22 protein-coding genes are annotated in these 23,054 nt (G+C 39.7%); 12 read left to right on the forward strand and 10 right to left on the reverse strand.

All coding sequences use genetic code 11. The features are described from left to right. Window positions 1–13: 13 nt before the first annotated feature. Window positions 14–1,918 carry an ATP-binding cassette domain-containing protein gene (locus F2A31_RS13400; protein ID WP_150026874.1) on the forward strand — a complete coding sequence of 635 codons (1,905 nt, stop codon included), beginning with the start codon at window positions 14–16 and terminating at the stop codon, window positions 1,916–1,918. 58 nt (window positions 1,919–1,976) lie between these two features. On the opposite strand, the gene F2A31_RS13405 is transcribed toward F2A31_RS13400, so the two are convergent. After that, window positions 1,977–2,504, reverse strand: a complete 528-nt coding sequence (locus F2A31_RS13405; protein WP_150027821.1) for an O-acetyl-ADP-ribose deacetylase — start codon at window positions 2,502–2,504, stop codon at window positions 1,977–1,979. Between the two features lie 132 nt (window positions 2,505–2,636). Beyond that, window positions 2,637–3,179, reverse strand: a complete 543-nt coding sequence (locus tag F2A31_RS13410; protein ID WP_150026876.1) for a DUF4334 domain-containing protein — start codon at window positions 3,177–3,179, stop codon at window positions 2,637–2,639. A 210-nt stretch (window positions 3,180–3,389) separates the two neighbouring features. Here F2A31_RS13410 and F2A31_RS13415 point away from each other — a divergent pair, with 210 nt between their 5' ends. Then, entirely contained in the window at window positions 3,390–4,325 is a 936-nt protein-coding gene (locus F2A31_RS13415) for an LpxL/LpxP family acyltransferase (protein ID WP_150026878.1), read from the forward strand. Between the two features lie 58 nt (window positions 4,326–4,383). On the opposite strand, the gene F2A31_RS15925 is transcribed toward F2A31_RS13415, so the two are convergent. Beyond that, window positions 4,384–5,934 (reverse strand): hypothetical protein, encoded by a 1,551-nt coding sequence (locus F2A31_RS15925; RefSeq protein ID WP_228715634.1) that lies wholly within the window; start codon window positions 5,932–5,934, stop codon window positions 4,384–4,386. Between the two features lie 134 nt (window positions 5,935–6,068). On the opposite strand from F2A31_RS15925, the gene F2A31_RS13425 reads away from it, so the two are divergent. After that, window positions 6,069–7,304: a cupin-like domain-containing protein gene (locus tag F2A31_RS13425; RefSeq protein WP_150026880.1), complete on the forward strand. Its 1,236-nt coding sequence runs from the start codon at window positions 6,069–6,071 to the stop codon at window positions 7,302–7,304. A 54-nt stretch (window positions 7,305–7,358) separates the two neighbouring features. On the opposite strand, the gene F2A31_RS13430 is transcribed toward F2A31_RS13425, so the two are convergent. Next, entirely contained in the window at window positions 7,359–7,751 is a 393-nt protein-coding gene (locus tag F2A31_RS13430) for a hypothetical protein (RefSeq protein WP_150026882.1), read from the reverse strand. Window positions 7,752–7,991: 240 nt separating this feature from the next. Here F2A31_RS13430 and F2A31_RS13435 point away from each other — a divergent pair, with 240 nt between their 5' ends. Both F2A31_RS13435 and F2A31_RS13440 read left to right on the forward strand, forming a co-directional pair. Beyond that, window positions 7,992–8,834, forward strand: coding sequence for a DUF6502 family protein (locus F2A31_RS13435; RefSeq protein ID WP_150027823.1), 843 nt, complete (start codon window positions 7,992–7,994; stop codon window positions 8,832–8,834). 2 nt (window positions 8,835–8,836) lie between these two features. After that, complete coding sequence (locus F2A31_RS13440) at window positions 8,837–9,541, forward strand: hypothetical protein (protein ID WP_150026884.1); 705 nt, start codon at window positions 8,837–8,839, stop codon at window positions 9,539–9,541. Between the two features lie 275 nt (window positions 9,542–9,816). On the opposite strand, the gene F2A31_RS13445 is transcribed toward F2A31_RS13440, so the two are convergent. Continuing rightward, the gene (locus F2A31_RS13445; RefSeq protein WP_150026886.1) at window positions 9,817–10,950 is read right to left on the reverse strand and encodes an endonuclease/exonuclease/phosphatase family protein; all 1,134 of its coding nucleotides are present in this window, start codon (window positions 10,948–10,950) and stop codon (window positions 9,817–9,819) included. A 184-nt stretch (window positions 10,951–11,134) separates the two neighbouring features. Between F2A31_RS13445 and asd the strand changes: the two genes are divergently transcribed. From asd to truA, 5 genes are all read left to right on the forward strand, one after another. Then, a complete protein-coding gene (asd, locus tag F2A31_RS13450) occupies window positions 11,135–12,253 on the forward strand; it encodes an aspartate-semialdehyde dehydrogenase (protein ID WP_150026888.1) in 1,119 nt (372 codons plus the stop codon). A 183-nt stretch (window positions 12,254–12,436) separates the two neighbouring features. Continuing rightward, window positions 12,437–13,828: a FimV/HubP family polar landmark protein gene (locus F2A31_RS13455; protein WP_150026890.1), complete on the forward strand. Its 1,392-nt coding sequence runs from the start codon at window positions 12,437–12,439 to the stop codon at window positions 13,826–13,828. A 59-nt stretch (window positions 13,829–13,887) separates the two neighbouring features. Beyond that, complete coding sequence (locus F2A31_RS13460) at window positions 13,888–15,102, forward strand: FimV/HubP family polar landmark protein (protein ID WP_150026892.1); 1,215 nt, start codon at window positions 13,888–13,890, stop codon at window positions 15,100–15,102. 64 nt (window positions 15,103–15,166) lie between these two features. Further along, entirely contained in the window at window positions 15,167–16,132 is a 966-nt protein-coding gene (locus F2A31_RS13465) for an asparaginase domain-containing protein (protein ID WP_150026894.1), read from the forward strand. Window positions 16,133–16,147: 15 nt separating this feature from the next. Next, window positions 16,148–16,945: a tRNA pseudouridine(38-40) synthase TruA gene (gene truA, locus F2A31_RS13470; RefSeq protein ID WP_150026896.1), complete on the forward strand. Its 798-nt coding sequence runs from the start codon at window positions 16,148–16,150 to the stop codon at window positions 16,943–16,945. A gap of 39 nt (window positions 16,946–16,984) precedes the next feature. Here truA and F2A31_RS13475 read toward each other — a convergent pair whose 3' ends face one another. Next, window positions 16,985–17,992 (reverse strand): AraC family transcriptional regulator, encoded by a 1,008-nt coding sequence (locus F2A31_RS13475; protein ID WP_150026898.1) that lies wholly within the window; start codon window positions 17,990–17,992, stop codon window positions 16,985–16,987. Between the two features lie 230 nt (window positions 17,993–18,222). Between F2A31_RS13475 and infA the strand changes: the two genes are divergently transcribed. Both infA and F2A31_RS13485 read left to right on the forward strand, forming a co-directional pair. Further along, the gene (infA, locus tag F2A31_RS13480) at window positions 18,223–18,444 is read left to right on the forward strand and encodes a translation initiation factor IF-1 (protein WP_001284370.1); all 222 of its coding nucleotides are present in this window, start codon (window positions 18,223–18,225) and stop codon (window positions 18,442–18,444) included. Window positions 18,445–18,601: 157 nt separating this feature from the next. Beyond that, window positions 18,602–18,991: a hypothetical protein gene (locus F2A31_RS13485; RefSeq protein WP_150026900.1), complete on the forward strand. Its 390-nt coding sequence runs from the start codon at window positions 18,602–18,604 to the stop codon at window positions 18,989–18,991. Between the two features lie 57 nt (window positions 18,992–19,048). Here F2A31_RS13485 and leuB read toward each other — a convergent pair whose 3' ends face one another. The 4 genes from leuB to leuC form a co-directional block, all read right to left on the reverse strand. Beyond that, entirely contained in the window at window positions 19,049–20,128 is a 1,080-nt protein-coding gene (gene leuB, locus F2A31_RS13490) for a 3-isopropylmalate dehydrogenase (protein ID WP_150026902.1), read from the reverse strand. A gap of 43 nt (window positions 20,129–20,171) precedes the next feature. After that, the gene (locus F2A31_RS13495; protein WP_150026904.1) at window positions 20,172–20,747 is read right to left on the reverse strand and encodes a hypothetical protein; all 576 of its coding nucleotides are present in this window, start codon (window positions 20,745–20,747) and stop codon (window positions 20,172–20,174) included. 114 nt (window positions 20,748–20,861) lie between these two features. Then, complete coding sequence (leuD, locus tag F2A31_RS13500) at window positions 20,862–21,512, reverse strand: 3-isopropylmalate dehydratase small subunit (protein WP_150026906.1); 651 nt, start codon at window positions 21,510–21,512, stop codon at window positions 20,862–20,864. Window positions 21,513–21,524: 12 nt separating this feature from the next. Then, complete coding sequence (gene leuC / locus F2A31_RS13505) at window positions 21,525–22,943, reverse strand: 3-isopropylmalate dehydratase large subunit (RefSeq protein WP_150026908.1); 1,419 nt, start codon at window positions 22,941–22,943, stop codon at window positions 21,525–21,527. Window positions 22,944–23,054 lie beyond the last annotated feature (111 nt).

A 23,054-nucleotide genomic window follows, 5' to 3' on the forward strand; every position in this document is an offset into this window, starting at 1 on the left:
TTTAGGAAACATTATGGCCTATATTACTTTAAGGGATGTCCATCTCGCATTTGGCGGACCAGCCCTACTCGACGGCGCGAACTTTAACCTTGAACGAGGTGAGCGAGTGTGTCTAATCGGTCGTAATGGTGAAGGTAAGTCTACTTTACTTAAACTCATTGAGGGAAGCTTATTGCCTGATGGTGGCGAAGTTTCGATTCAAAATGGTTTAACTGTTTCAATGTTAGCCCAAGATGTACCTATGGATTCGGGTAAAGTGGCAGATATTGTTGCCGATGGTGCTGGTGAAGCCGCCAGTGTATTAAAAGAATACCATGAGGCAAGCGATGCCTGTGTACTCGGTGATATGGATGCCTGTGATCGTATGGGCATGCTACAACACAAACTAGATCAGCTAGATGGCTGGGCTTTAGAAAACAAAGTAAATACTATTTTGGGCAAAATGGGACTCGACCCAAATGCAGATTTGGCTGACCTTTCAGGTGGTCGTAAACGTCGTGTGCTCCTCGCGCGCGCGCTGCTCACCCAACCAGACGTATTATTACTCGACGAACCAACCAACCACTTGGATGTCGAAAGTATTGAATGGCTAGAAAAATTCTTACTGGACCAAAATAATCTAACGCTTTTATTTATCTCACATGACCGCTCATTTGTAGACAGCATCGCTACACGAATTGTTGAACTTGATCGTGGCATTTTGCGCAGCTATGAAGGTAACTATTCACGCTACCTTGATCTCAAAGCACAACAAATGGAAGCCGAAGAAAAGCAAAATGCTTTATTTGACAAAAAGCTTGCTGAAGAAGAAGCATGGATTCGTCAAGGTATTAAAGCACGTCGTACCCGTAATGAAGGACGGGTTCGTGCCTTAAAAGCATTACGTGAAGAGTCCAAAGCACGCCGCTCACAACAAGGCAAAGTCAGCATGGCGACCCAAGAGGCCAATCGTTCAGGTAAGTTGGTGTTTGAGATTGAGAATTTAAGCGTCAGCTATGACAGTAAACCACTGATTAAAGATTTCTCTGCAATCGTGTTACGTGGAGATCGTATTGGTTTAGTCGGCGATAATGGCGTCGGCAAAACTACACTTATCAAAGCGATTTTAGGTCAAATCCAACACGGCGGTTCGGTTAAAACAGGGACCCAACTCGAAGTTGCTTATTTTGATCAATTACGCAATGCACTGGATCTTGAGAAAACCGTCATGGCCAACGTGTCAGAAGGTTCAGACTTTGTCGATGTGAATGGTAATCGTCGTCATATCTATAGTTATTTACAGGACTTTTTATTCTCACCTGAACGCGCACGCACACCGGTGAAAGCTCTTTCTGGTGGTGAGCGTAACCGAATTCTATTGGCAAAACTTCTTCTCAAACCATCGAACTTAATTGTGATGGATGAGCCAACCAATGACTTGGATATGGTGACACTTGAGTTGCTGGAAGAAATGTTATCTGAGTATAAAGGTACTCTCCTGTTGATCTCACATGACCGTGCATTTATGGACAATGTCGTGACTTCAACCTGGGTGTTTGATGGCAAAGGCAATATTGATGAGTACATTGGTGGTTATCAAGACTACTTGGAACAACGTCCAGACCAAAAAGTCGTTGATCAAAAGAGCGATGTAAAAAAAGCGCAGGCCAAAGCCGAAGCTACTGCATTAGCCTCAGCGCCGAAAAAAGTAAAGTTAAGCTATAAAGATCAACGTGAGCTTGAGCAACTTCCTGCTGAGATTGAAAAATTAGAAGCGGAACAAACAGAGCTTTCAGACAAACTAGCGGATGGTTCTTGGTTTGTGAGCGATGCCAATGCTGCGACCTTAGCCAGTCAACGTTTGGCAGAAATTGAAGAGTTGCTGTTAGAAAAGTTAGAACGTTGGGATGAATTGGAAAATCTCAGCAAAGGTAATTAAATCTTATAGAGCATCTATCAGTTTGATGATAGATGCTCTATAAACATCAAAATGACCATTAAATTGTAAAATTATCTTTTAACTCCTGATAAATATTAAAATTCTCATCATCAAAACAAATAAAACTTACCTCTTGCACACTCTCACTTTTATCTAACTCTGCCCTAATACTTTGTAAAGCAATCTGTGCTGCTAATATCTTTGGGAAACGATAGATTCCAGTAGAAATATTTGGGAATGCTATTGATTGGAGTTTCAAATTTTCAGCGAGTCTAAAACTATTTCGGTAAGCATTTGCCAACAATTCTTCTTCATTGTTTTGACCACCAATCCACGTGGGCCCAACAGTATGAATAACATATTGAGCAGGGAGCTTTCCAGCAGTCGTAACAACCGCCTCACCTATAGCACAGCCGCCTTGTTTTGCTCGTATTTTTTGACATTCAGCTAAAATTTCAGCACCGCCTGTTCGATGAATTGCACCATCCACACCGCCGCCACCAAGCAATGACGTATTAGCAGCATTCACAATGGCATCGACAGCTATCTGAGTAATATCTCCTTTGATTATGCTTATATTTTTCAACATGACCTCCTAATCAAGATAATGTTTTCTCATAGAAAAAAAGCATGGTTTTTTTCTTGTAGCTTTTAAAATGTACGTTTAACTTGATCTGAAACCCAACCCTCCGCAGGTAAATCTCTGTTGATGATTTCATTATTCAAGACTCAACGCAGACTGATCATCTCGTATAAGAATAAAAAAATATGGCTGAGATTGTTCTTTTAAATCCATCCAACCAAGCACTGTATCTTGGTCAATACGTCTAAATACATCATGAATCGGTTTTTCATCATAAATCATGGTTGCAGATGATTTACCTCTAAACTCTGTTATTCTTAGTCTTGCTCTACTTTTATCAGTTTTTAACAGTCGCAAAGCACCAGCCAGGTATTGGCTATTTCGTTTTAGAAAATTAAAATCTAAGCTTAATGGCAACCATTTCGGATCAATCGAAAATAATGCAGTTCTTTTCAGATTAAACAAAACAAGAGGAAAGACGGTTTCATTGTCTACAAATAATTTTCCATACCAGTTCGCTTGATCCAGTACACCATTCATTGGATGCTCAGTAAAGACTTCTAAACCTTTCCATTGACCATACATAAACTCGCAATCAACCTCATCTAAATGATCAAAGAAATCTATCATCTCCTGAGAATCCATTTTCTTCCCTTGCAACAGCTCTAGGATATTCATCTGTTCTTTTCCTTAGTTTTTGTTTTTCAACTTTCTACAATATAGGCAAATTAAGATAATTTCCTTTCATTAGCATATAAATAGATCAAAAATTCAAAAACCAGTTTATGCTTTTTATTTGCAATATAACAAACCCCTTAGAACAATTATTTCAAAAGCAACTTCGTGCTACACTTCACAAAAATTCAATTCATTTACGCATCTAAGTCTATGAGCCAACAACAGTCTTATATTCCTGGCGAGTTTCGATGGGAATTTTTACGTCCAAGATATTGGAAAATTTGGATCGCCATAACCTTTCTTATGCTATTAGCAATTTTGCCTTGGGCAGTTCAATGGCGCTTGGCACATGGCTTGGCCACATTATGTTGGCATCTATTGAGATCACGTCGTAAAACCACCTTGAAAAATTTAGAACTTTGTTTTCCTGAATGGTCTCCTAGTGAAGTTGAAGCTCAAGCCAAACAAGTCTTTATTGATATGATGATCGGCATGTTTGAAACCTTAAATGCATGGTACTGTCCAAATTGGTTCAAAGGTCGCCATACAGTAGAAGGATTAGAACATATCACCAACGCAAAGGCTCAAGGTAAAGGGATCCTACTACTTGGCACACACAGTACATTGCTTGATGCTGGCGGTTATATTTGTGCCCAATATTTCGAACCTGATGTGGTCTATCGACCACAGAACAATCCAATGCTCGATATGTTGATCTATCGCTGTCGTGCAACCATTTATCAACAACAAATTGATCATGATGATATGCGGGGCTTAGTAAGACGATTAAAAGATGGTGGTGCTATTTGGTATAGTCCAGATCAGGATTTTGGTTTAAAACAAGGTGTCATGGCACCCTTCTTTGGTGTACTAGCCGCCACAGTGACAGCACATCGTCGTTTATTAAAAATCTCTAAATCGATTGCGATTCCACTGTATTTCTACCGTTATGGTGATATCCGTAATCCTCAATACAAAGTCCTTATCGAACCTATGGTCGAAAATATGCCGAGTGAAGATGAAGTCGATGATGCGATTCGTGTGAATAAAATCATTGAAGCTCAACTGCGTATTGCACCGACACAATGGATGTGGTTTCACCGTCGTTTTAAAACGCGCCCTGAAGGATATGAAAAGATTTACTAATATTCAGCGTCATAAAAAAACAGACTTACAATTGAAGTCTGTTTTTTTAATTCAGTCACTATGGTTTCGGGCTAAAATGACGAGCTGTTACTTTATCATTATGATCCAAATGCAACTGCACGTGATTGGTTAATCCGGCTTGCCCCCATGTATAAACTTTTGTCAAACTTCCTCCAACGATATCCCGCATATTAAATAAAGCACCACTACAAGAGAAATAAGAAGATGCTTGACTCAATGACTGCCCAATTTGAACTTGATCAAATTGTTGCTGTGTAGGTGTACAACTCGACTTTGCTATTAGGTCATTAAAGTCTTTCAACTTCAGTTTATCTACATTGTCAAAATCAAAGATACTCAATTGTGTTAACGCACTCCCCCATGAGTATTTTACAGGTGAAATCACACCGTCAGCTGTGACAATGATTTGACCAGAGGGAACCCCATCACAACCAATCGCAGCTTTCACTTGTTGGTAACTACTGTTCAAGGCAATCGTTTTCCATTTATCAGCGGTGACATTACAACTCGACACTGCTCCATCTTTCGGCTTAAATGCCTTCATCGTTGCTTTTTCATTTTCAAACTGAACAAAAGAATAATCTTTATTAACAACAGCTCCCCAGTCATAAGTAATTTGCATTACGTCGCTTACATTGAGCATTTTTGATAAACGCCCTTCACAGCCTAGTTTAGTTTTTATGGTCTGATAATTATCCCCAATGTTTACATTGGACCATTGAGCTTGTGTTGGTGTACAACTTGACTCTGCTGCTAAAGGTGAATCTAAGCTATATCCTTTTAAAATATTGTTATCAAAAATCAACATCAGTAATTGTGTCTTAATTTCCCCCCAAGTATAACTTGAGGTCACAACCGTATCACTCACAGCTTGACTCTGGAAATGCGCACCAGCACAGCCAATCTGTGTTTCAACCTGTGCTTTGGTCTGTCCAACTTTTAAAGCTGTCAATGCCGAACCTGTCGGGAAACAAGTTGGTATTGGTTGTTTAATGGGTTGAAAGGCCTTCCCTTTCAATTGATTATTAGTGAAATTAATTGAAACATAAGGTCCTTTCGTAATATCTCCCCATTTATATCCAGTTTCAATCACACCTGGTTCAACTTGAGTTTCACTAATTTTTTCACCTGGACAATTTAGCGTTGTTTCTGCTTGCTGTAGGTTATTGCCCTGTTTGAGTTTTATCCAGTTTTCATAAGTTAGCTGACATCCTGTTGGGGTCGGCGTTGGTGTCGGTGTCGGTGTCGGTGTCGGTGTCGGTGTCGGTGTCGGTGTCGGTGTCGGTGTCGGTGTCGGTGTCGGTGTCGGTGTCGGTGTCGGTGTCGGTGTCGGTGTCGGTGTCGGTGTCGGTGTCGGTGTCGGTGTCGGTGTCGGTGTCGGTGTCGGTGTCGGTGTCGGTGTCGGTGTCGGTGTCGGTGTCGGTGTCGGTGTCGGTGTCGGTGTCGGTGTCGGTGTCGGTGTCGGTGTCGGTGTCGGTGTCGGTGTCGGTGTCGGAGAATTATGCCCGCCTGAAGATGAACTTCCACCACATCCAACCAATGCTATACACGCTACGCTGAGTGCCAATTGAGTCCATGTATTTTTCATTACTATTTACCCTCTGTGTAATTTTTCTACATTTTATATGTGAAAATTTAACACTATTGGTTTCATATGCAAATAAATTTATGCTTAAATAAATAACAAAAAGTTAAAAATATTGTATTAAAAGGTCAAAAAAAATGAACCAAAGTGAAAACTTATTTAGACAATTCAACAATTTATCAGAAGAATGGAAGATATGGATCGTTGAGAATTTAGAACGCGGTTGTGCTCCTACTGATTTAATGCATATTCTCATTAAAGAAGGGCTCATCACCTCGGTACAGGAAGCTACGATAAAGCAGGACATTCATCCACAATACTACACTTGGCTAGAACAGATTGTGCAGCAAAAACAAAATCTATCTACGACGACCTTAAATGATGCACAAAAAAAATGGCTGGCTGAAGCTGTACTCGATCAAATACCAAGAATAGAGATCTACCACACGTTGATAACTCAAGGCGCCAATGAAATTGATATCGCAATCGAACTCACACAACTCAAACAGCATCCGTATTTCCAAATTGCACAGCAACAACATTTTCTTAACCGAAAAAGAGATTGGTTACTCAAAACGTTAGATCGTTTTGCTCGTTTAAATCCTAACTATCGAGAGATTCAACGTATTCCTACGCCAAATTTTGAACAATTTGTCCAAGATTTTTATAGTCGAAACCTTCCCGTTGTATTAACGAATGCGATTGAACATTGGGATGCTTTAGAGAAATGGTCGCCTCAATACTTTAAAGATATGGTTGGAGACCAAGAAATTGAGATCCAATTTAATCGAGAACAAGATCCTTTATTTGAACGAAACTCGATCCAGCATAAGACCAAAATGAAAATGGATGATTATGTCAAATTAGTCACCCAAACCCATCATTCTAATAATTTCTATATGACTGCAAACAATGCCAAAGCCAGTCAATCCAGTTTGACAAAACTTTTTGAAGACATCGGAAACTTTCATAGTTATACAGACCATACACAAATGGCCAAACGGAGCTTTATTTGGTTCGGGCCTAAAGGTGCGTTTACACCACTCCACCATGATTTGACCAATAACTTTTTAGCTCAAATTTATGGAAAGAAAAAAGTTACTCTCATCCCAGCACTCCAAGTTCCAAATTTATATAACGATATTGCTGTTTTCAGCCAAATTGTTGACCCGAATGATCCAAATACTGTTGAATCATTTCCTCAATTTCAACAATGCAGCAAGATAGAATGCATATTGGAAAAAGGTGAAACACTGTTTATTCCACTGGGTTGGTGGCATTGTGTAGAAAGTTTAGATATTTCGATCAGCGTATCATTCACGCACTTCAATATTGATAATGGGGGCGCTGAAACATTTCCGTCAGCGCCCTAATTGAAAGTAAACATCTCATTCAAATCACGATGATCTGCGATAGTTACTTAGATTTTATTGCACCAAATGACTTTCAACCCAACCTGTACCATGATCTGTTGCAACTTCATAGAGTCCTTGTTGCATATTGCCAGAAAAGACCAAGTCTGTTGATTTTGACAATTTTTGTATAACGGCACTTGATTTGTTTGGTGATTGATACAGTGAGATATTATTCACTTTTGGACGCAATGTCTGCCCTGCCGCTAAGTTTGTTTGCATTCCAGCTTGTTGATTTTGCCCAGCAGCCCCCCTTACATCTTGAGAAATACCAGCAACCTGCTTCGTTGTTTCACTGACTTGACCCAAAGTATTACGAAGATCTCTAAGCGTATCTGCAAATCCTGCAAAACTTACTACTGGACTCATTACTAACACAATAACTAGCAATCCTTTCATTTTATTCATTTTCGTCACCCTATCCATAAATGTTAAAATTTAACATTTATAATAATAGATCAAAAATGAATCAACCTCAAGTTGATTCCATACTTGAGCCCATTGAATTACAGGCCAATTTGTAAGATTTTTTAATTTTTCCACTTATTCTGTTAAGATTTCACACATAAAACGAATATACTTTATTCAGGGCGAAACCCTATTGAGGATAAAATGACCAAGCAAAGAGCACCGCGAGATTGCAATGATATGGATCAAGTGAAGCTAAACAGCAGCACCATGACCAAAAATGCAGAAACAACATTGGAAAGTATTTTTCCAATGATGCAGCATATTGCACGTTGGTTAATTCATTCAGGTGTTGGTTATACTGATTTTGCAGCAGCCCTCAAACCTATTTTCTACGAACAAGCGATCAAAGAATTAGAACGCATTAAACAAAATAAAACCGACTCAGCGGTCAGCCTCTTGTCAGGTTTACACCGTAAAGACGTCAACTCATTCAAACAGCAAGCCAATCAACTCACCGAGGTACCTAATTTTGCGATTAGTGTTCCAGCCCGTGTTATTGCGCGTTGGATCGCACTTGATCTTCCACATCAAATTCCAATTTCAGGCAGTGAAAATAGCTTCGAAGCATTAGTCAAACATATCTCAACTGAAAAACACCCAAAATCTATTTTGCTCGAACTGCAACGATTAGGCGTCGTTCAACAAAATGGACAAGAGGTGCTTCTGCAACAGAATAGCTTTACTCCTGATAACCAAATGCAAGAAAGCAAGGCTTTATTTTCTGCCAATCTAAGTGATCATTTAGCTGCGGGAATTGATAATTTCATTAGTGATAAGCCATTTACCCATCTAGAACAAGCCTTACACGTTGAGCAGTTAACTGCTGAATCCGTCGAAGCACTTAAACAAAAAAGCCTTGAGCTTTGGGAAGAAATGGCCAAGCAGCTTTTACACACTGCAATCGAACATTGTGAAAAAGATCAAAACCAAGAAAATGCAAAATTCCAGTTCCGTTTTGGGGTTTATCAATACGATAAAGAAATAAATCTACAGGTACCTTATACCTATAAGGAAAAATAAAAATGAAAACACCCATGTTATCTTTACTTTTTTGCTCTCTTGCAATGCTTTTGGTTGCATGCGGCGAAAATTTTTCAGCATCAAATGTAAGTCTTGGTGGTAGCGGTTCTGGGCATCAAAAACCACCAAATCCAACCGGTGGTGACAGTATTCCATCTCATGATGAAAAAGATGAAATTTATACAGTTGTAATCCCTAAAATGGAAAGCAATGAATGCGAAGGCATACAACGTAACGTGCATTTTATTTTTAATGACAGTAAACAAGCTGCACCTGTTGGTGTAATCCTAGATGTTCCTTCCATTGGATTACAATTTGAAGTTAAAAATACGACTTCGAATTACATTTTTGAGCGCGCAGATCAATGCAAACCATTTAAAATTCAAAAAAATAATGTCACTTTCACAAGATCACCCTTTCCTACCTGTGGTATAGATCAACATAGTGTGCAGGTTTTTCAGCCTTACGAAACGAAAATATATACATTCAATCTTGATTTTATTAATGCAGCCCAGCAATGGGAGGTGAGTTATCTCGTTTCATATGGTAAGGAACTGCCATCGCCTAAAGCCCAATGGGACAAATGCACACCATTAGAAATTACTTTCCCGATTCGGAAGAGAAAATTACAAATACTTATGAATGAAGAAAACCAGCAACAGCAGCCTACTCAGCCAAAAACGTCTTCAGAAAAAATACTTTTTTAATTAACACATAGGATATTCATCTAAAAAATTAAAACCCGAGTTTCGCATCCTGCAAAACTCGGGCAAATGAGGTTGTGCTTTCACATCTTTTTTTATTCTCTTGCGTCCATCGCATGCATCATATCCATAATGCTTTTTCCATCTCAGCGTCGCTATCCTTAAACGGAAATCCATTCCTGCGTCCTTGTGCTGATGTATTTAGAATAAACCTTTTAATCTTGTAGGACTATTCGCTGTAGACCTAAATCACTGTACGATAATGCTTACAACATGCCTTATCTATTTCCACGCTCCATCTCGCGTTTGTGCGTTTGAGCCAACTCATCTACAACAATTTTCTCTTCTTTTTCAGCCTTTTCTATACCATCCTGAATAGCTTGTTTAGCATCTTGTTCATCTTCCACAGTTTGTTCTAATTCTTGATGCTGTTGCTCAAAGATACGATCCGTTTGTAGAACCACATAAACTGGAAAATGATCTGAACCAATATGAGGAAGTCTTTTCATTTTGACTAAACCAAAATCAGTACTATGGAAAATATGATCGAGAGACCAGCGGAGTAAAGGATAATCAGCATGAAAAGTATTCATAAAATAACGACCTACGCGGGGGTCAAGTAAACCACTAATCCTTTGAAACAATCGTGTTGTTCTAGACCATGCAACATCATTCAAGTCCCCCATCACAATACAAGATTGATCTAAATCTTTAATCTGATCACCAACAATAAGTAATTCAGCATCTCGAAGTGTTGAATCTTTGGCTTCAGTTGGACTCGGCGGTTTTGGATGTAAACAATATAGCTGTACAGGCAAACCTGAAGGCAATGTTAAAGCCGTATGAATCGATGGAATTTCATCACTTAAAATAAACTTTACTTCGGTATAGCTAAGCGGCAAACGACTATATAAATGCATGCCATACAAATTGTCCAAAGGTACAGGAACCCGATAGGGATAATCTTTTTCAATTGAACTCAATGCTTGCTGCCATACAGCATCCGACTCAAGTGTCAATACAACATCAGGTTTTAATTTTTCAATCTGTTTTAACAGTAAATGATATTGATCATTGGGTGTTAGAACGTTGGCTACCAATAATGAAATTTGCTGTTCAGGCTTTAGTTGGGCTGTCTTCACCTTAAGCACTTGCTTTTTCCACAATGGCGTATATGGCAAAACCATTTTTAATTGATAAGCAATTGCAGCAGCTAATGCAACAAATAGCATCTCACTCCAGATCGTCCAATCTGCGACCACAAACAACATCGCACAGAAAATAAAAAGCCCCACGACTAAGATTTGCAATCGAGGGAAATCCGTTCCCCGAAACCACCACTCATCTCTTGGGATGAGTGACCAAAATGTAAGCCATATAACCAGTACCGCACCAACCTGAATCCATATCATGTTCATTTTCTCTTGGGAGGTAATAAATTTTAATAAAGTTGAGGCTTTATCAGTTTTCCATCTAACACAAACAAATAATTCCACACAATAAATCAACTGTTTTATTCATGTAACGCTTGCAGTTGTGTTCACTTTTGATACACTCAAGCCCCTTAAAGTTTTTTAGATACCGAGGCAAAATGACATGAAAGTAGGTCTGGTCGGTTGGCGTGGGATGGTGGGTTCCGTCCTAATGCAACGTATGGTTGAAGAGAATGATTTTGCTCACATTGAGCCATTTTATTTCTCTACCAGTAATGCAGGTGGCGAAGCACCTTCATTTGGTGGTAAGACTGCCCCAGCACTTATGGATGCGACAGACATTAATAGTCTGAAGCAAATGGATGTTATTTTGACCTGTCAAGGTGGTGACTACACTTCCGAAGTGTTCCCAAAACTTAAAGCTGAAGGTTGGAATGGTTATTGGATTGATGCTGCATCTACATTACGTATGGCAGATGACGCAATCATTGTGCTTGATCCGGTAAACTTAAATGTGATCAAAGATGGTTTGGTCAATGGGACTAAAACCTTCGTTGGCGGTAACTGTACCGTTTCATTGATGTTGATGGGCTTAGGTTCACTATTCCAAAACAATTTAGTGGAATGGGCAACTTCAATGACTTATCAAGCAGCGTCTGGTGCGGGTGCACAAAACATGCGTGAACTGATCACAGGTATGGGTTATTTGTACAACAATACCAAAGAATTACTAGATGACCCTAAGTCTGCAATTCTTGATATTGATCGTCAAATTGCAGATTTACAACGCGGTGAAGGCTTCCCTAAAGCTAACTTTGGCGTACCACTCGCTGGTTCTTTGATTCCATATATCGATAAACAACTCGAGAGTGGCCAGTCAAAAGAGGAATGGAAAGGTCAAGTTGAAACCAATAAAATCTTAGGCAATCAACAGATTGTTCCAATTGATGGTCACTGTGTTCGTATCGGTGCGATGCGTTGTCACTCTCAAGCTATCACTTTGAAATTGAAAAAAGATGTTGCGCTTGATGAAATCGAAGACATGATCCGCAATTCAAGTCAATGGGCCAAAGTTGTTCCGAACACTCGTGAAGCATCGATGACTGACCTTACCCCTGTTGCAGTTACAGGTACATTGACAGTACCAGTTGGCCGCTTACGTAAGCTCAATATGGGTAAAGAATACTTAGGTGCATTTACTGTAGGTGATCAACTACTCTGGGGTGCTGCTGAGCCTTTACGCCGTATGTTACGCATTCTTGTAGAATTCAAGAACGCGTAAGCAAAAATTGATAAAAAACAAAAGCCGATCACATTTGATCGGCTTTTTTTATTGTCGCAGATAAGGAATTTACAATCCATTTACATCACGGTAATGTATACTCAGCTTGTGTTGGCATTTCACCATGGCTGAAATATCAACGGGCCCTAGACCTGACAACAACACTATTATTCATGGATCGAGATGACTGTTAATAACAAATTAAAAATTGCCATTTTAGCCATTTTATCTTCGCAGCCTCTTTATGCGATTACCTTTGATCCCCTGCAAATTCAATCTGCGCCAGGTGAATTACTTTATGCTGAAATGAGCTTCCATCAAGCAGATTCGAATTCGAGATTAGATGTTTCGTTAGCGACCCCAGAAGATTTGCGTATGTTAGGTACAGCACATCAGCCACCTGCCCATCTTAATTTTTTTACACGCCGTAATGACCGTGGAGAGGGGGTCATCGTGATCACCTCATCACGACCAATGATTGATCCAGAATTGAACATCATTCTAAAAATACAAGAAGGCAATGCCTCACATTTAAAACATATTCGACAACCAGTCCGTCAAAAAAACCAAACTGCTAGTCACGCTAAAACTAGCAATGAAAAAACACTTACGCCTAAATTTATTGTCAGTGAGAAAGATATTGCTTTAAATTTACCAGAAAGCACTCAATTTAACGCCACAGCTCAACCTAACTTAAAACAAGAAAAACTCTTAAATGCACCTTTTGTTCTACCGCCAGTATTAAATATTTCAGAGTCACGTCACCCTGCAACTGCAACTGTTGAGCAAGCTCAGGTTCCAGAGCAAATCAATTCTACAGCGAAAGATTCAATAGCCTCTACCACTACGTTAACAACTAAAACTGCTGTAGATGACGCACTTACACAGATTAATACCACAGCAAATGAAAATAAATTAGATAACACCCAAGCGGAAGCAAGAACAACACAGACCTCCGAAAAGATTCAAGAGTCACAAGTCAAAGATACAATACCAACAGCCAAGCCTAAAATACAAACGCAACAATCAACTGCATTTCAACAACATGTTGTGCAACGAAATGAATCGCTATGGAGTATTGCGCAACGTATTTCAACGCACACTCAACAGCCACTACATCAGGTAATGAAACAGATTAAACAACAAAATGAACATGCGTTTATCGGTGGAAATGCCAATCGACTAAGACAAGGCTCACACTTGAATTTCAATCTTAATTCGATTCCTACACGAACAGCACCTGCAACAAATGCCTTAACTGTACAATCGTCTCTACCAGCTGAAAAAGTCAAATATCGCTTACAACAAGCAGAAATGACATTAGTGGCTGAAAGTAATCAGGATTCGAGTACGGGAAGTGCCAAAAAAGACACATTACAACAGAAAAGCAATGCAGACTTGTCATTAAAAGTTATGACAGCACGAGAAAAAACCGTTACATTACAAAAAAACGTAACGCAATTAGAACTCGCTTTACGTCAAAAGGAACAGCGAATTCAACTGCTCAATGCGCGTCTCGCCGCATTACAAGATCAGTTGAAAGCGCAACAGGAAGCAAGGAATTCAACACATTAGAGTTACCAAAGACTTCATAGATTTGTATAAAGCGGTTCTGTCTTTAAGGGGTATAGATCATGTCAACTATAATAATTGTATTGCTCGTCATTGTACTGATCGTTGCAATCATTCTTAAAAAACGTGAAGGGCAACAAAAACAGTCCGCAGCGAAAAAAACTGCAAGCAAGACTGTAAAAAAAGCTCCTTCACGTACAACACTGGTTCAGGAAGAATTAGAGTCTAGCCCAGCAGTTACAACACCAATATCTGAAAGTTTACGCCAAAAACTTAACAATGAGATTCAACATGGTAATTACCTAACTGCGGAAGCACAGATCAATCAAGCTTTAAAACAAGATAATGCTCAGCATGAGTTATATCTATTTTTACTCGATATCCATTTGGCACAAAAAGATGAGTTTGCAATCGATCAACTCATTAAACATTTACATGCTTTAAAACTCGTTGATATTGCTCAAGCAGCGGAACTAAAAAAGAAAGAAAACTTAAGTAATGCAGCTTCATTTGAAAGCATTGAGTTTGACCATCAACGTGCTATGTCTACAGCAACTCACACGAGACAAGAACAACAATCTGAATTTGATTTACTAACACAAGCTTCTGCGACACCAACTTTTGATGATTTGCAATCTGAGTATATTGCTCCAGCAGAGCCAGAAAAAGCTGCTGATTCAAAATCAACTGTCGAACCTTTGGATTTTAATTTTTCATTTGAACAAAAAGAAACACCTGAGCCAGCAAAAACTTCACCAGAAGTTGGAGATAAGCAACCCCTAACATTTACATCAAATTTAGATGCCACACCTGCGGTTGAAGAAACTCAACAAGCTAAAGAAAAATCCTCCTTAGATTTTAACTTCGGAAATTTAGAGCTAGCACCCAATCAGCCAGAAAATGAAGTTAGTGAAAATCACACAGAAACACTTCAAAATGAAGCTCTATCAACTGAACAAACAACTCTCCAAGACAGCTCAATTGCACTAGAGAAAGCTGAACTTAATTTTGAAAAAACAGAAAAAATTGCAGATTTAGAAGCAAACACTCCCTCCGAACCTGTATCTGAAACAGTTACTCTTACTGATCCATTGATACAGTCTTTCCCAGATTTACAACAGCTCGATGAGGCTCAACTTAACTTAGATCTAGCTGAGCAATACATTGAACTTGGTGCTTACGAGTCTGCCCAAGCATTGCTACAAAACAGTCAGTCTCAATTTAATGCTGAACAACAACAACGTTCACAAAAATTACTGAATCAAATAGCGTCATAAAGCAGATCGGTCTAAAATAAGCAGTCTTCAGGACTGCTTTTTTTATGATGAAAAAATTTCTATTATGAAAACAATCGCTTTAATTTATATGGGTGGAACCTTTGGCTGCGTTGGTGATCCTTTGATGCCAATGCCCGAACACAGCTTTTTGCCAACACTAAAAAAGGTGATCCCAACACATTTATCGGTAGAATGTTTTGCTGCACCAAGCATCAAAGACAGTAGCGCTTGTACTGCAATAGACTGGCTCAAACTTGCACAACAAGTTCAACAACTACAGCTTAACGGTTTTCAACATTTTGTCATTATTCATGGTACAGATACCCTAAGCTATGCTGCAGCAACACTAGCCCGTTTTCTAGGTCATTCCTGTCATGTTGTAATAACCGGCAGCCAATATCCACTCCTTAATATTGAAGGGAATGATACTCGAGAATTTACAGATGCATTGAGCAATTTAACCCTTGCATGCGAACAAGTACTCCAACGCCCTGCAGGTGTATATCTTGCCTTTCATCACCAAATATTCCATGCTCAGACTGCATTAAAAGTTCACACAACTGAATTAGATGCCTTTGCTGGTATTGCAGCAACCCAAGAATGTCATACCGTTGCTGATTATTTTATCATCCAAGATGAGCATCTTGAGCAAGCCATGCAACTCAGCGTGCTTAACTTAATGCTACAACCTATAGCGCAAGAGCAACTTACCCTACAACTGAAGAATATTCTTGCAAACCCACCCCACTTCTTAATCTTACAAGGATTTGGGACAGGCAATATTGCTGTTAATGATGAAATAATATCGTTATTTGAAGCACTCTATCAGCGCCAGTGCCTCACCGTTATTAGTACACAAGTCACTTTCGGACAACTAGATCAACGTTATGCAGTCAGTTCTTGGATTCATTCTGCCAAAGTTTTGGTCAATGATTGCCATAGTCATGCCGATTTATATGCAAAAGCCCTGCAAATGTATTTAAAATACCCAACCCACGAACAATGGTTCGAACATTGGCAGCAACACTAATTCTGAGGTTAAAACATGCAACGTTATGCAATTGGTATTGAATTTTGCGGTACTCAATACCGTGGTTGGCAAACACAACAAGCAGGCGTTGCAAGTGTTCAAGAAACCATTGAAAAAGTCTTAAGCACGATTGCCGATCATCCTATTATTTTGCATGGTGCTGGGCGTACGGATGCAGGAGTACATGCAACCAATATGGTTGCACATTTTGATACAACTGCAATCCGCCCAGATCGTGGCTGGCTCATGGGGACAAACAGCCAACTTCCGAAGGATATCTCACTTCAGTGGATCAAGCGTATGGATGAAAGCTTCCATGCCCGTTTTAAAGCTTGCGCAAGACGCTACCGCTATATTGTTTATAACGCCCCAACTCGTCCCGCGTTATTGTATAAGCAAGTCACTCATCTCTATCAAACCCTTGATGTACAGAAAATGATTGCAGCAGCATCAAAGTTTGAAGGCACACATAATTTTGAGACCTTCCGCGCTGCAGCATGCCAATCCAATCAACCTGTACGTCACGTCAAACATTGCCGTTTGTTTGAACATGGTCGCTATCTGGTTCTAGACATTCAAGCGGATGGTTTTTTGCATCATATGGTGCGAAATATCATGGGCTGCTTACTTGAGATTGGACAAGGGATGTATGAGATCGACCATATTGATCACATGTTCGCTGCACAAGACCGCAAAGCCGCTGGTATTACGGCACCTGCTGATGGACTGTACTTCATTCAAGCCGAATACCCTGAACAGTTTGATCTCCCCCAACCACCATTGGGACCACATTGGTTGAATCTTCCTGAATAAAAAAAACCTTATCTGATCGATAAGGTTTTTTGGAAACCGTTAACGTTGTTTTCTTTTACGATATTCAACAGGGGTTTCATTAGTCCAGCGCTTAAACGCACGATAAAAAGTACTTGGTTCAGAGAATCCCGTTAAATACACAATACGCTCTACACTTTCACTGGTATTTGCCAATAACTTTTTGGCTAAACGGCAGCGATAATCCGAGAGAATTTGCTGAAAACTGGTATTTGCCTCACTCAATTGAGTTCTTAAACGGCGAGGTGTGATGTTCAATTGCGCAGCAACAGTCTCTAAAGTTGTCTCACCACTTTCCAAAGTTGAACCAATGGCACGACGTACCTCACCCACTAAATCATAGCGAGCTAACTCTTGTAATTTTTCAATCGCTAATTGTTCATGCAACTGTAATAACTCAGGTTCAGCTTGCCATAATGGATAATCTAGTACAGTTGCATCAAAATAAAGTCGTGTCTCTTTTTGACCCAAGCTCACAGGACATCCAAACACTCTAAAATATTCATCGTCATCAGCACCTTCATTAAAATTGAAGTCAATATAAATTGGCTGAAATTGACCTTCGGTAATAAACTTAAAAAATCGCAGAATGCCCGACATCGCACATTCAGAAAAATGGCGATTCACCAAGTTATCAGGCCAGTATTGCTCACCATTGCTGAGATAACAACGACCATCTTCAATAATCAATTTCGCATCAAAAGCATCACTGATTAAACGTTGGTAAGCCAAAGCACGTTTTAAACCTTCACCAAAAGTTTCACTACTAATAAACAAATGCTCAATCACTTGTCCGCGATAAAGAGGTAAGTGCTCACCAAGATGTAATCCAATATCTGGATCATTACTTACTTCTTGTGCAGCGATCCAAAATGCATTTTGTGCACTTAATGGCGTTCGCGCATTGGTATCAACTTGATTGAGAGCCACTCCAGCCTTAGTTAAAATTTCTTCCGTCGGTAATCCTGCTTTACGAATTGCCTGATAACCAAAGCGTAATACAACTGATGCATCTGTTAGCTGACCCACGCAGTGCCCTTCCCTGTAAATACGTTATTGTGACAATGAACAATAAATTTAGATTAACGTTGATTGACCAAACTGACAACATTATTCTGCTTCTTTTGTAAAAAAAATTTATAAATTGTCAGACAATTTCTTTCGGCTAATATCTGGCTGCCTTATCACGACTTCATCTTGTAAATTTTAAATAAATTGTCTATAATTTGCGCCTTTCCAATTTGATCATCAGGTAGGCCATGGCCAATAAAGAGGAACTCATCGAGTTCGAAGGCGTTGTCACCGAAACGCTTCCTAATACTATGTTCCGTGTACGTTTAGAAAACGGTCACGAAGTTATTGCTCACATTTCTGGCAAAATGCGTAAACACTATATCCGTATTTTGACAGGCGACAGCGTAAAAGTTGAAATGACTCCTTATGACTTAACAAAAGGTCGTATTACTTATCGTGCCCGCTAAGAATTCGTGAATGCAAAAAAGCCACATGAGTTGTGGCTTTTTTTATAAACTTAAATATTCTCTCTTATCCTCTTGAATAAGAGGAACGGACAACTATTTTTAAAGCTAAATAATTAATATAAGTTAATAATTAATCATAAGCTTTGGATACAATCATATGCATTATAAGTTTCTTATTCTTTGCTTTGTATTAATCATGCAAGCCTGTGCAACCCCCAAATGGCGGTCCATTCAATTACAAGACTATCTCCAACCTTATATCGGACAATCAGCCAAGAACATTCAACAAAATCTCAGCTTGAATGATTTAGGCTTTCAAACGCTTAAACATCCTCAAATGTCGACAAACACTTTGACATATACGGTTTTGCGGCCAATTAATATTCCGATACCAGCGGATATGGGAACTTCTCTTGATGGTTCACGCTTATCTACAAAAGTCACCTACAACCAATCCTACGATGTGAATTTTTATTGCCATATTATTTTTGAGCTCGATCAGCAACAAATTGCACGCTCAATTCGCTATGAGGGCAAAGCTTGCTAAAGCTATATCCCAAATAAAAAAACGCAGCCTTAGCTGCGTTTTTTTATTTATAAGCATTTAGTTGAGTGCAGAAACTACCGCCTCACCCATCGCATCGGTACCTACTTTGCTCATACCTTCAGACATAATGTCAGCTGTACGGAAACCTTGATCCAATACTTGACCAACAGCATCTTCAATTGCTTTGGCAGCAGTCTCTTCGCGGAAGGTATAACGCAACATCATCGCTACAGAGAGAATGGTTGCAAGCGGGTTTGCGACATTTTGACCTGCGATATCTGGCGCAGAACCATGACAAGGTTCATACATTCCCTTGCCATTCTCATCCAATGATGCAGAAGGTAACATGCCAATTGAACCCGTTAACATTGCAGCCTCATCCGATAAAATATCACCGAATAAATTACCCGTCACAATCACATCAAACTGTTTAGGCGCACGTACCAATTGCATTGCTGCATTATCAACATACATGTGTGATAACTGAATATTTGGATATTGTGCTTGCTGTAAATCAGTAACGGTTTGCTTCCACAACTCAGTCACTTCGAGCACATTGGCTTTATCCACTGAGCAAACTTTTCCGCCACGCAATCCTGCAAGTTCAAATGCTACTTTTGCGATACGCTTGATTTCACTTTCTGAATAAACGTCGGTGTTATAGCCTTGTTTCTCACCATTTTCGAGTTCACGAATACCACGTGGTTGACCAAAATAGATCCCACCAGTTAATTCACGAACAATCAGAATATCTAAACCTGCAACAATTTCTGGTTTTAGACTCGAAGCATCAGCCAATTGCGGATATAAAATTGCTGGGCGTAGATTTGCAAATAGATTGAGTTCACTACGAATTTTTAATAGCCCACGCTCAGGTCGAATAGAACGTTCAATGCTATCCCACTTCGGTCCACCCACTGCACCTAACAAAATTGCATCTGCTTTCTTTGCTTGCTCACTTGTGACTGCTGGATAAGGTTCACCGTGTGCATCAATCGCAGAACCACCGAGTAAACCATGCTCCCATGTCAAACCTAAATTAAATTTATCATTGACCTTGGTTAGTACTTTTTCAGCAGCGCCAACAATCTCAGGACCAATGCCATCACCCGCTAAAATTAAAATATGTTTAGACATCTATTTTTCCAGTTTGATATACGCAGTTTTCACTGCAAGCGAATTAAATCTTCTTTTCAATAAATTCACCTAAGCCTTTGCTGACATCATAAGATCGGCAAAAACGGCGAATTGTTTGTTGCTCTTGCTGTAAATCGACACACAATGGATCAGGTGCAGAAACGGTTAGTAAACTACCTGAGCGAGAAGAGCGATCTCGATACATTTTAAAGGTATAGCGTAGATAAGGTTTAAACTCATGAATAACATGAAAAGTTTCAGCACGATCAGGTGAAATCGGATAAAAGCGGATCACGATCTCATATTCTTTCGCGGGAACACTGAGATAAACTTGCTGTTTTCGGCTGAATACAGAACCCTGTAATCTGACAATTCCACGTTCCATCGCCTGTCGACTTATACGATGTGACGTTGCATTAATGACCTCAACATCATTAATTCGAGCAAACTCACAATTCTCTACGCCTGAACAATGTAAGGTTGCATTATTCGCTTTTTGCTCTAGTGTATTTTGAGCAATACGAACTTGATCAACCACATTAGTTGTGTTTTGACATCCAGCTAAAATTGTTCCAACAGATAAACACAACAAAATATTGCGTGCCAATATCCTTCTCATTGTTCAGGCCCAGTCCTCATGTCATAGCAACATGCAAGCAAAATAATCTTTGTTTGCATGTTAGCAAGAGTTGTATCGCTATGCTATGTCTATGTTCAAAATGTATTCAAACAATTAGGCTTTGATTTCGGCAAATACCCAAGGACGTGCCTGTTTAGCCTTAGCTTCATAAGCATGAATCTCGTCAGCAGCTTGCAAAGTTAAACCAATATCGTCCAAACCATTCAATAAACAATGTTTACGGAATGGATCAACTTCAAATTTGAATGCATCACCTTTTGGCGTACGCACTTCTTGTGCTTCCAAATCAATGGTGAGTTGATAGCCTTCAACTTCAGCACATTCTTTAAATAATTGATCAACAATCTCTTCAGACAAGATCACAGGTAACATACCGTTTTTAAAACAGTTGTTAAAGAAAATATCTGCAAAGCTTGGCGCAATCACAGTACGGAAACCATACTCGTTTAACGCCCAAGGTGCATGTTCCCGACTTGAACCACAACCGAAGTTGGTACGTGCCAATAAAATCGTTGAACCTTGATAACGTGGTTTATTTAAAACGAAATCTGGATTTTTCGGACGCTTACTAATATCCTGCCCTAAATAACCTTCATCCAAATAACGCAATTCATCAAATAAGTTGTCGCCAAAGCCAGTACGCTTAATTGATTTCAAAAACTGTTTTGGGATAATTAAGTCTGTATCGACATTGGCACGATCTAAAGGTGCAACAATACCTTGTTCTACAGTGTATTTTTCCATGGTTTAGCTCCTTTAGAATGAACGAACATCAACAAAATGCCCTGCAATTGCTGCCGCTGCTGCCATTGCTGGACTAACCAAATGCGTACGACCACCATTACCTTGACGACCTTCAAAATTACGATTTGAAGTCGATGCACAATGCTCACCTGGTTGCAATTTATCAGCATTCATCGCTAAGCACATTGAGCAACCTGGTTCACGCCATTCAAAACCTGCTTCCAAGAAAATCTGATCTAAACCTTCTTGTTCTGCTTGTTGTTTGACTAAGCCGGATCCAGGAACAATCATCGCCTGTTTAATGCTAGCAGCAACTTTACGACCTTTGACAACTTCAGCAGCCGCACGAATATCTTCGATACGTGAGTTTGTACAAGAACCAATAAACACTCGATCTAATTGGATATCTGCCAAAGCTTGACCTGCATTTAATCCCATATATTGGTATGCGCGTGTCCAGTCATTGCGTTGTACATCATCTTTGGCTTGTTCTAATGTCGGAACAGCCTGTGAAACAGGAATCACCATTTCTGGAGAAGTTCCCCATGATACTTGTGGTTCAATCTCAGCACCATTTAACACCACAACTGCATCAAACTCAGCATCATCATCCGAATGTAAAGTATTCCAATATTCTACAGCTTGATCCCAATGTTCACCTTTAGGTGCATAATTACGATCTTTCACATAAGCAATGGTTTTGTCATCAACAGCCACCATACCCACGCGCGCGCCTGCTTCGATTGCCATATTACAAACCGTCATACGACCTTCAATCGACATATCACGGAACACTTGTCCGCCAAACTCAATTGCATAGCCAGTACCACCCGCTGTACCAATTTTACCAATGATGGCTAAAACCACATCTTTTGGTGTGACACCTTTGCCTAAGACACCATCAACACGAACAAGCATATTCTTCGACTTCTTCTGTACCAAGCATTGTGTCGCCAATACATGCTCAACTTCAGATGTCCCAATACCATGCGCTAAACAACCAAAAGCACCATGCGTTGCCGTATGCGAATCACCACATACCACCGTCATCCCAGGTAATGTTAAACCTTGTTCTGGTCCAACCACATGCGCGATCCCTTGACGGATATCGTTAATCCCAAATTCAACAATGTTAAACGTCTTACAGTTATCGTCTAAGGTTTGCACTTGGATACGTGACGTATCATCTTCAATCCCAGCAATCCCTTGTTCACGCTCTTTCTTAGAAGTCGGTACATTGTGGTCAGGTGTTGCGACATTAGCACTTAAGCGCCATGGTTGACGTCCAGCAAGCTGTAAACCTTCAAAGGCTTGTGGGCTAGTCACTTCATGTAATAAATGACGATCAATATAAATCAAACATGAGCCATCATCACGTTGCGTTACTAAATGGTCATCCCATAATTTGTCATACAATGTCTTGCCTGCCATGTCGTCGCTCTCCATCGTGCTTGTCATAGGACTGGGTATCTAAATCTTAAAATGATTATAGCAATGCTTTCACATAAATCTAATTTATCATTTTTATAAATTAACAAACTT

This window comes from Acinetobacter suaedae (assembly GCF_008630915.1).
Classification (GTDB): Bacteria; Pseudomonadota; Gammaproteobacteria; order Pseudomonadales; family Moraxellaceae; genus Acinetobacter; species Acinetobacter suaedae.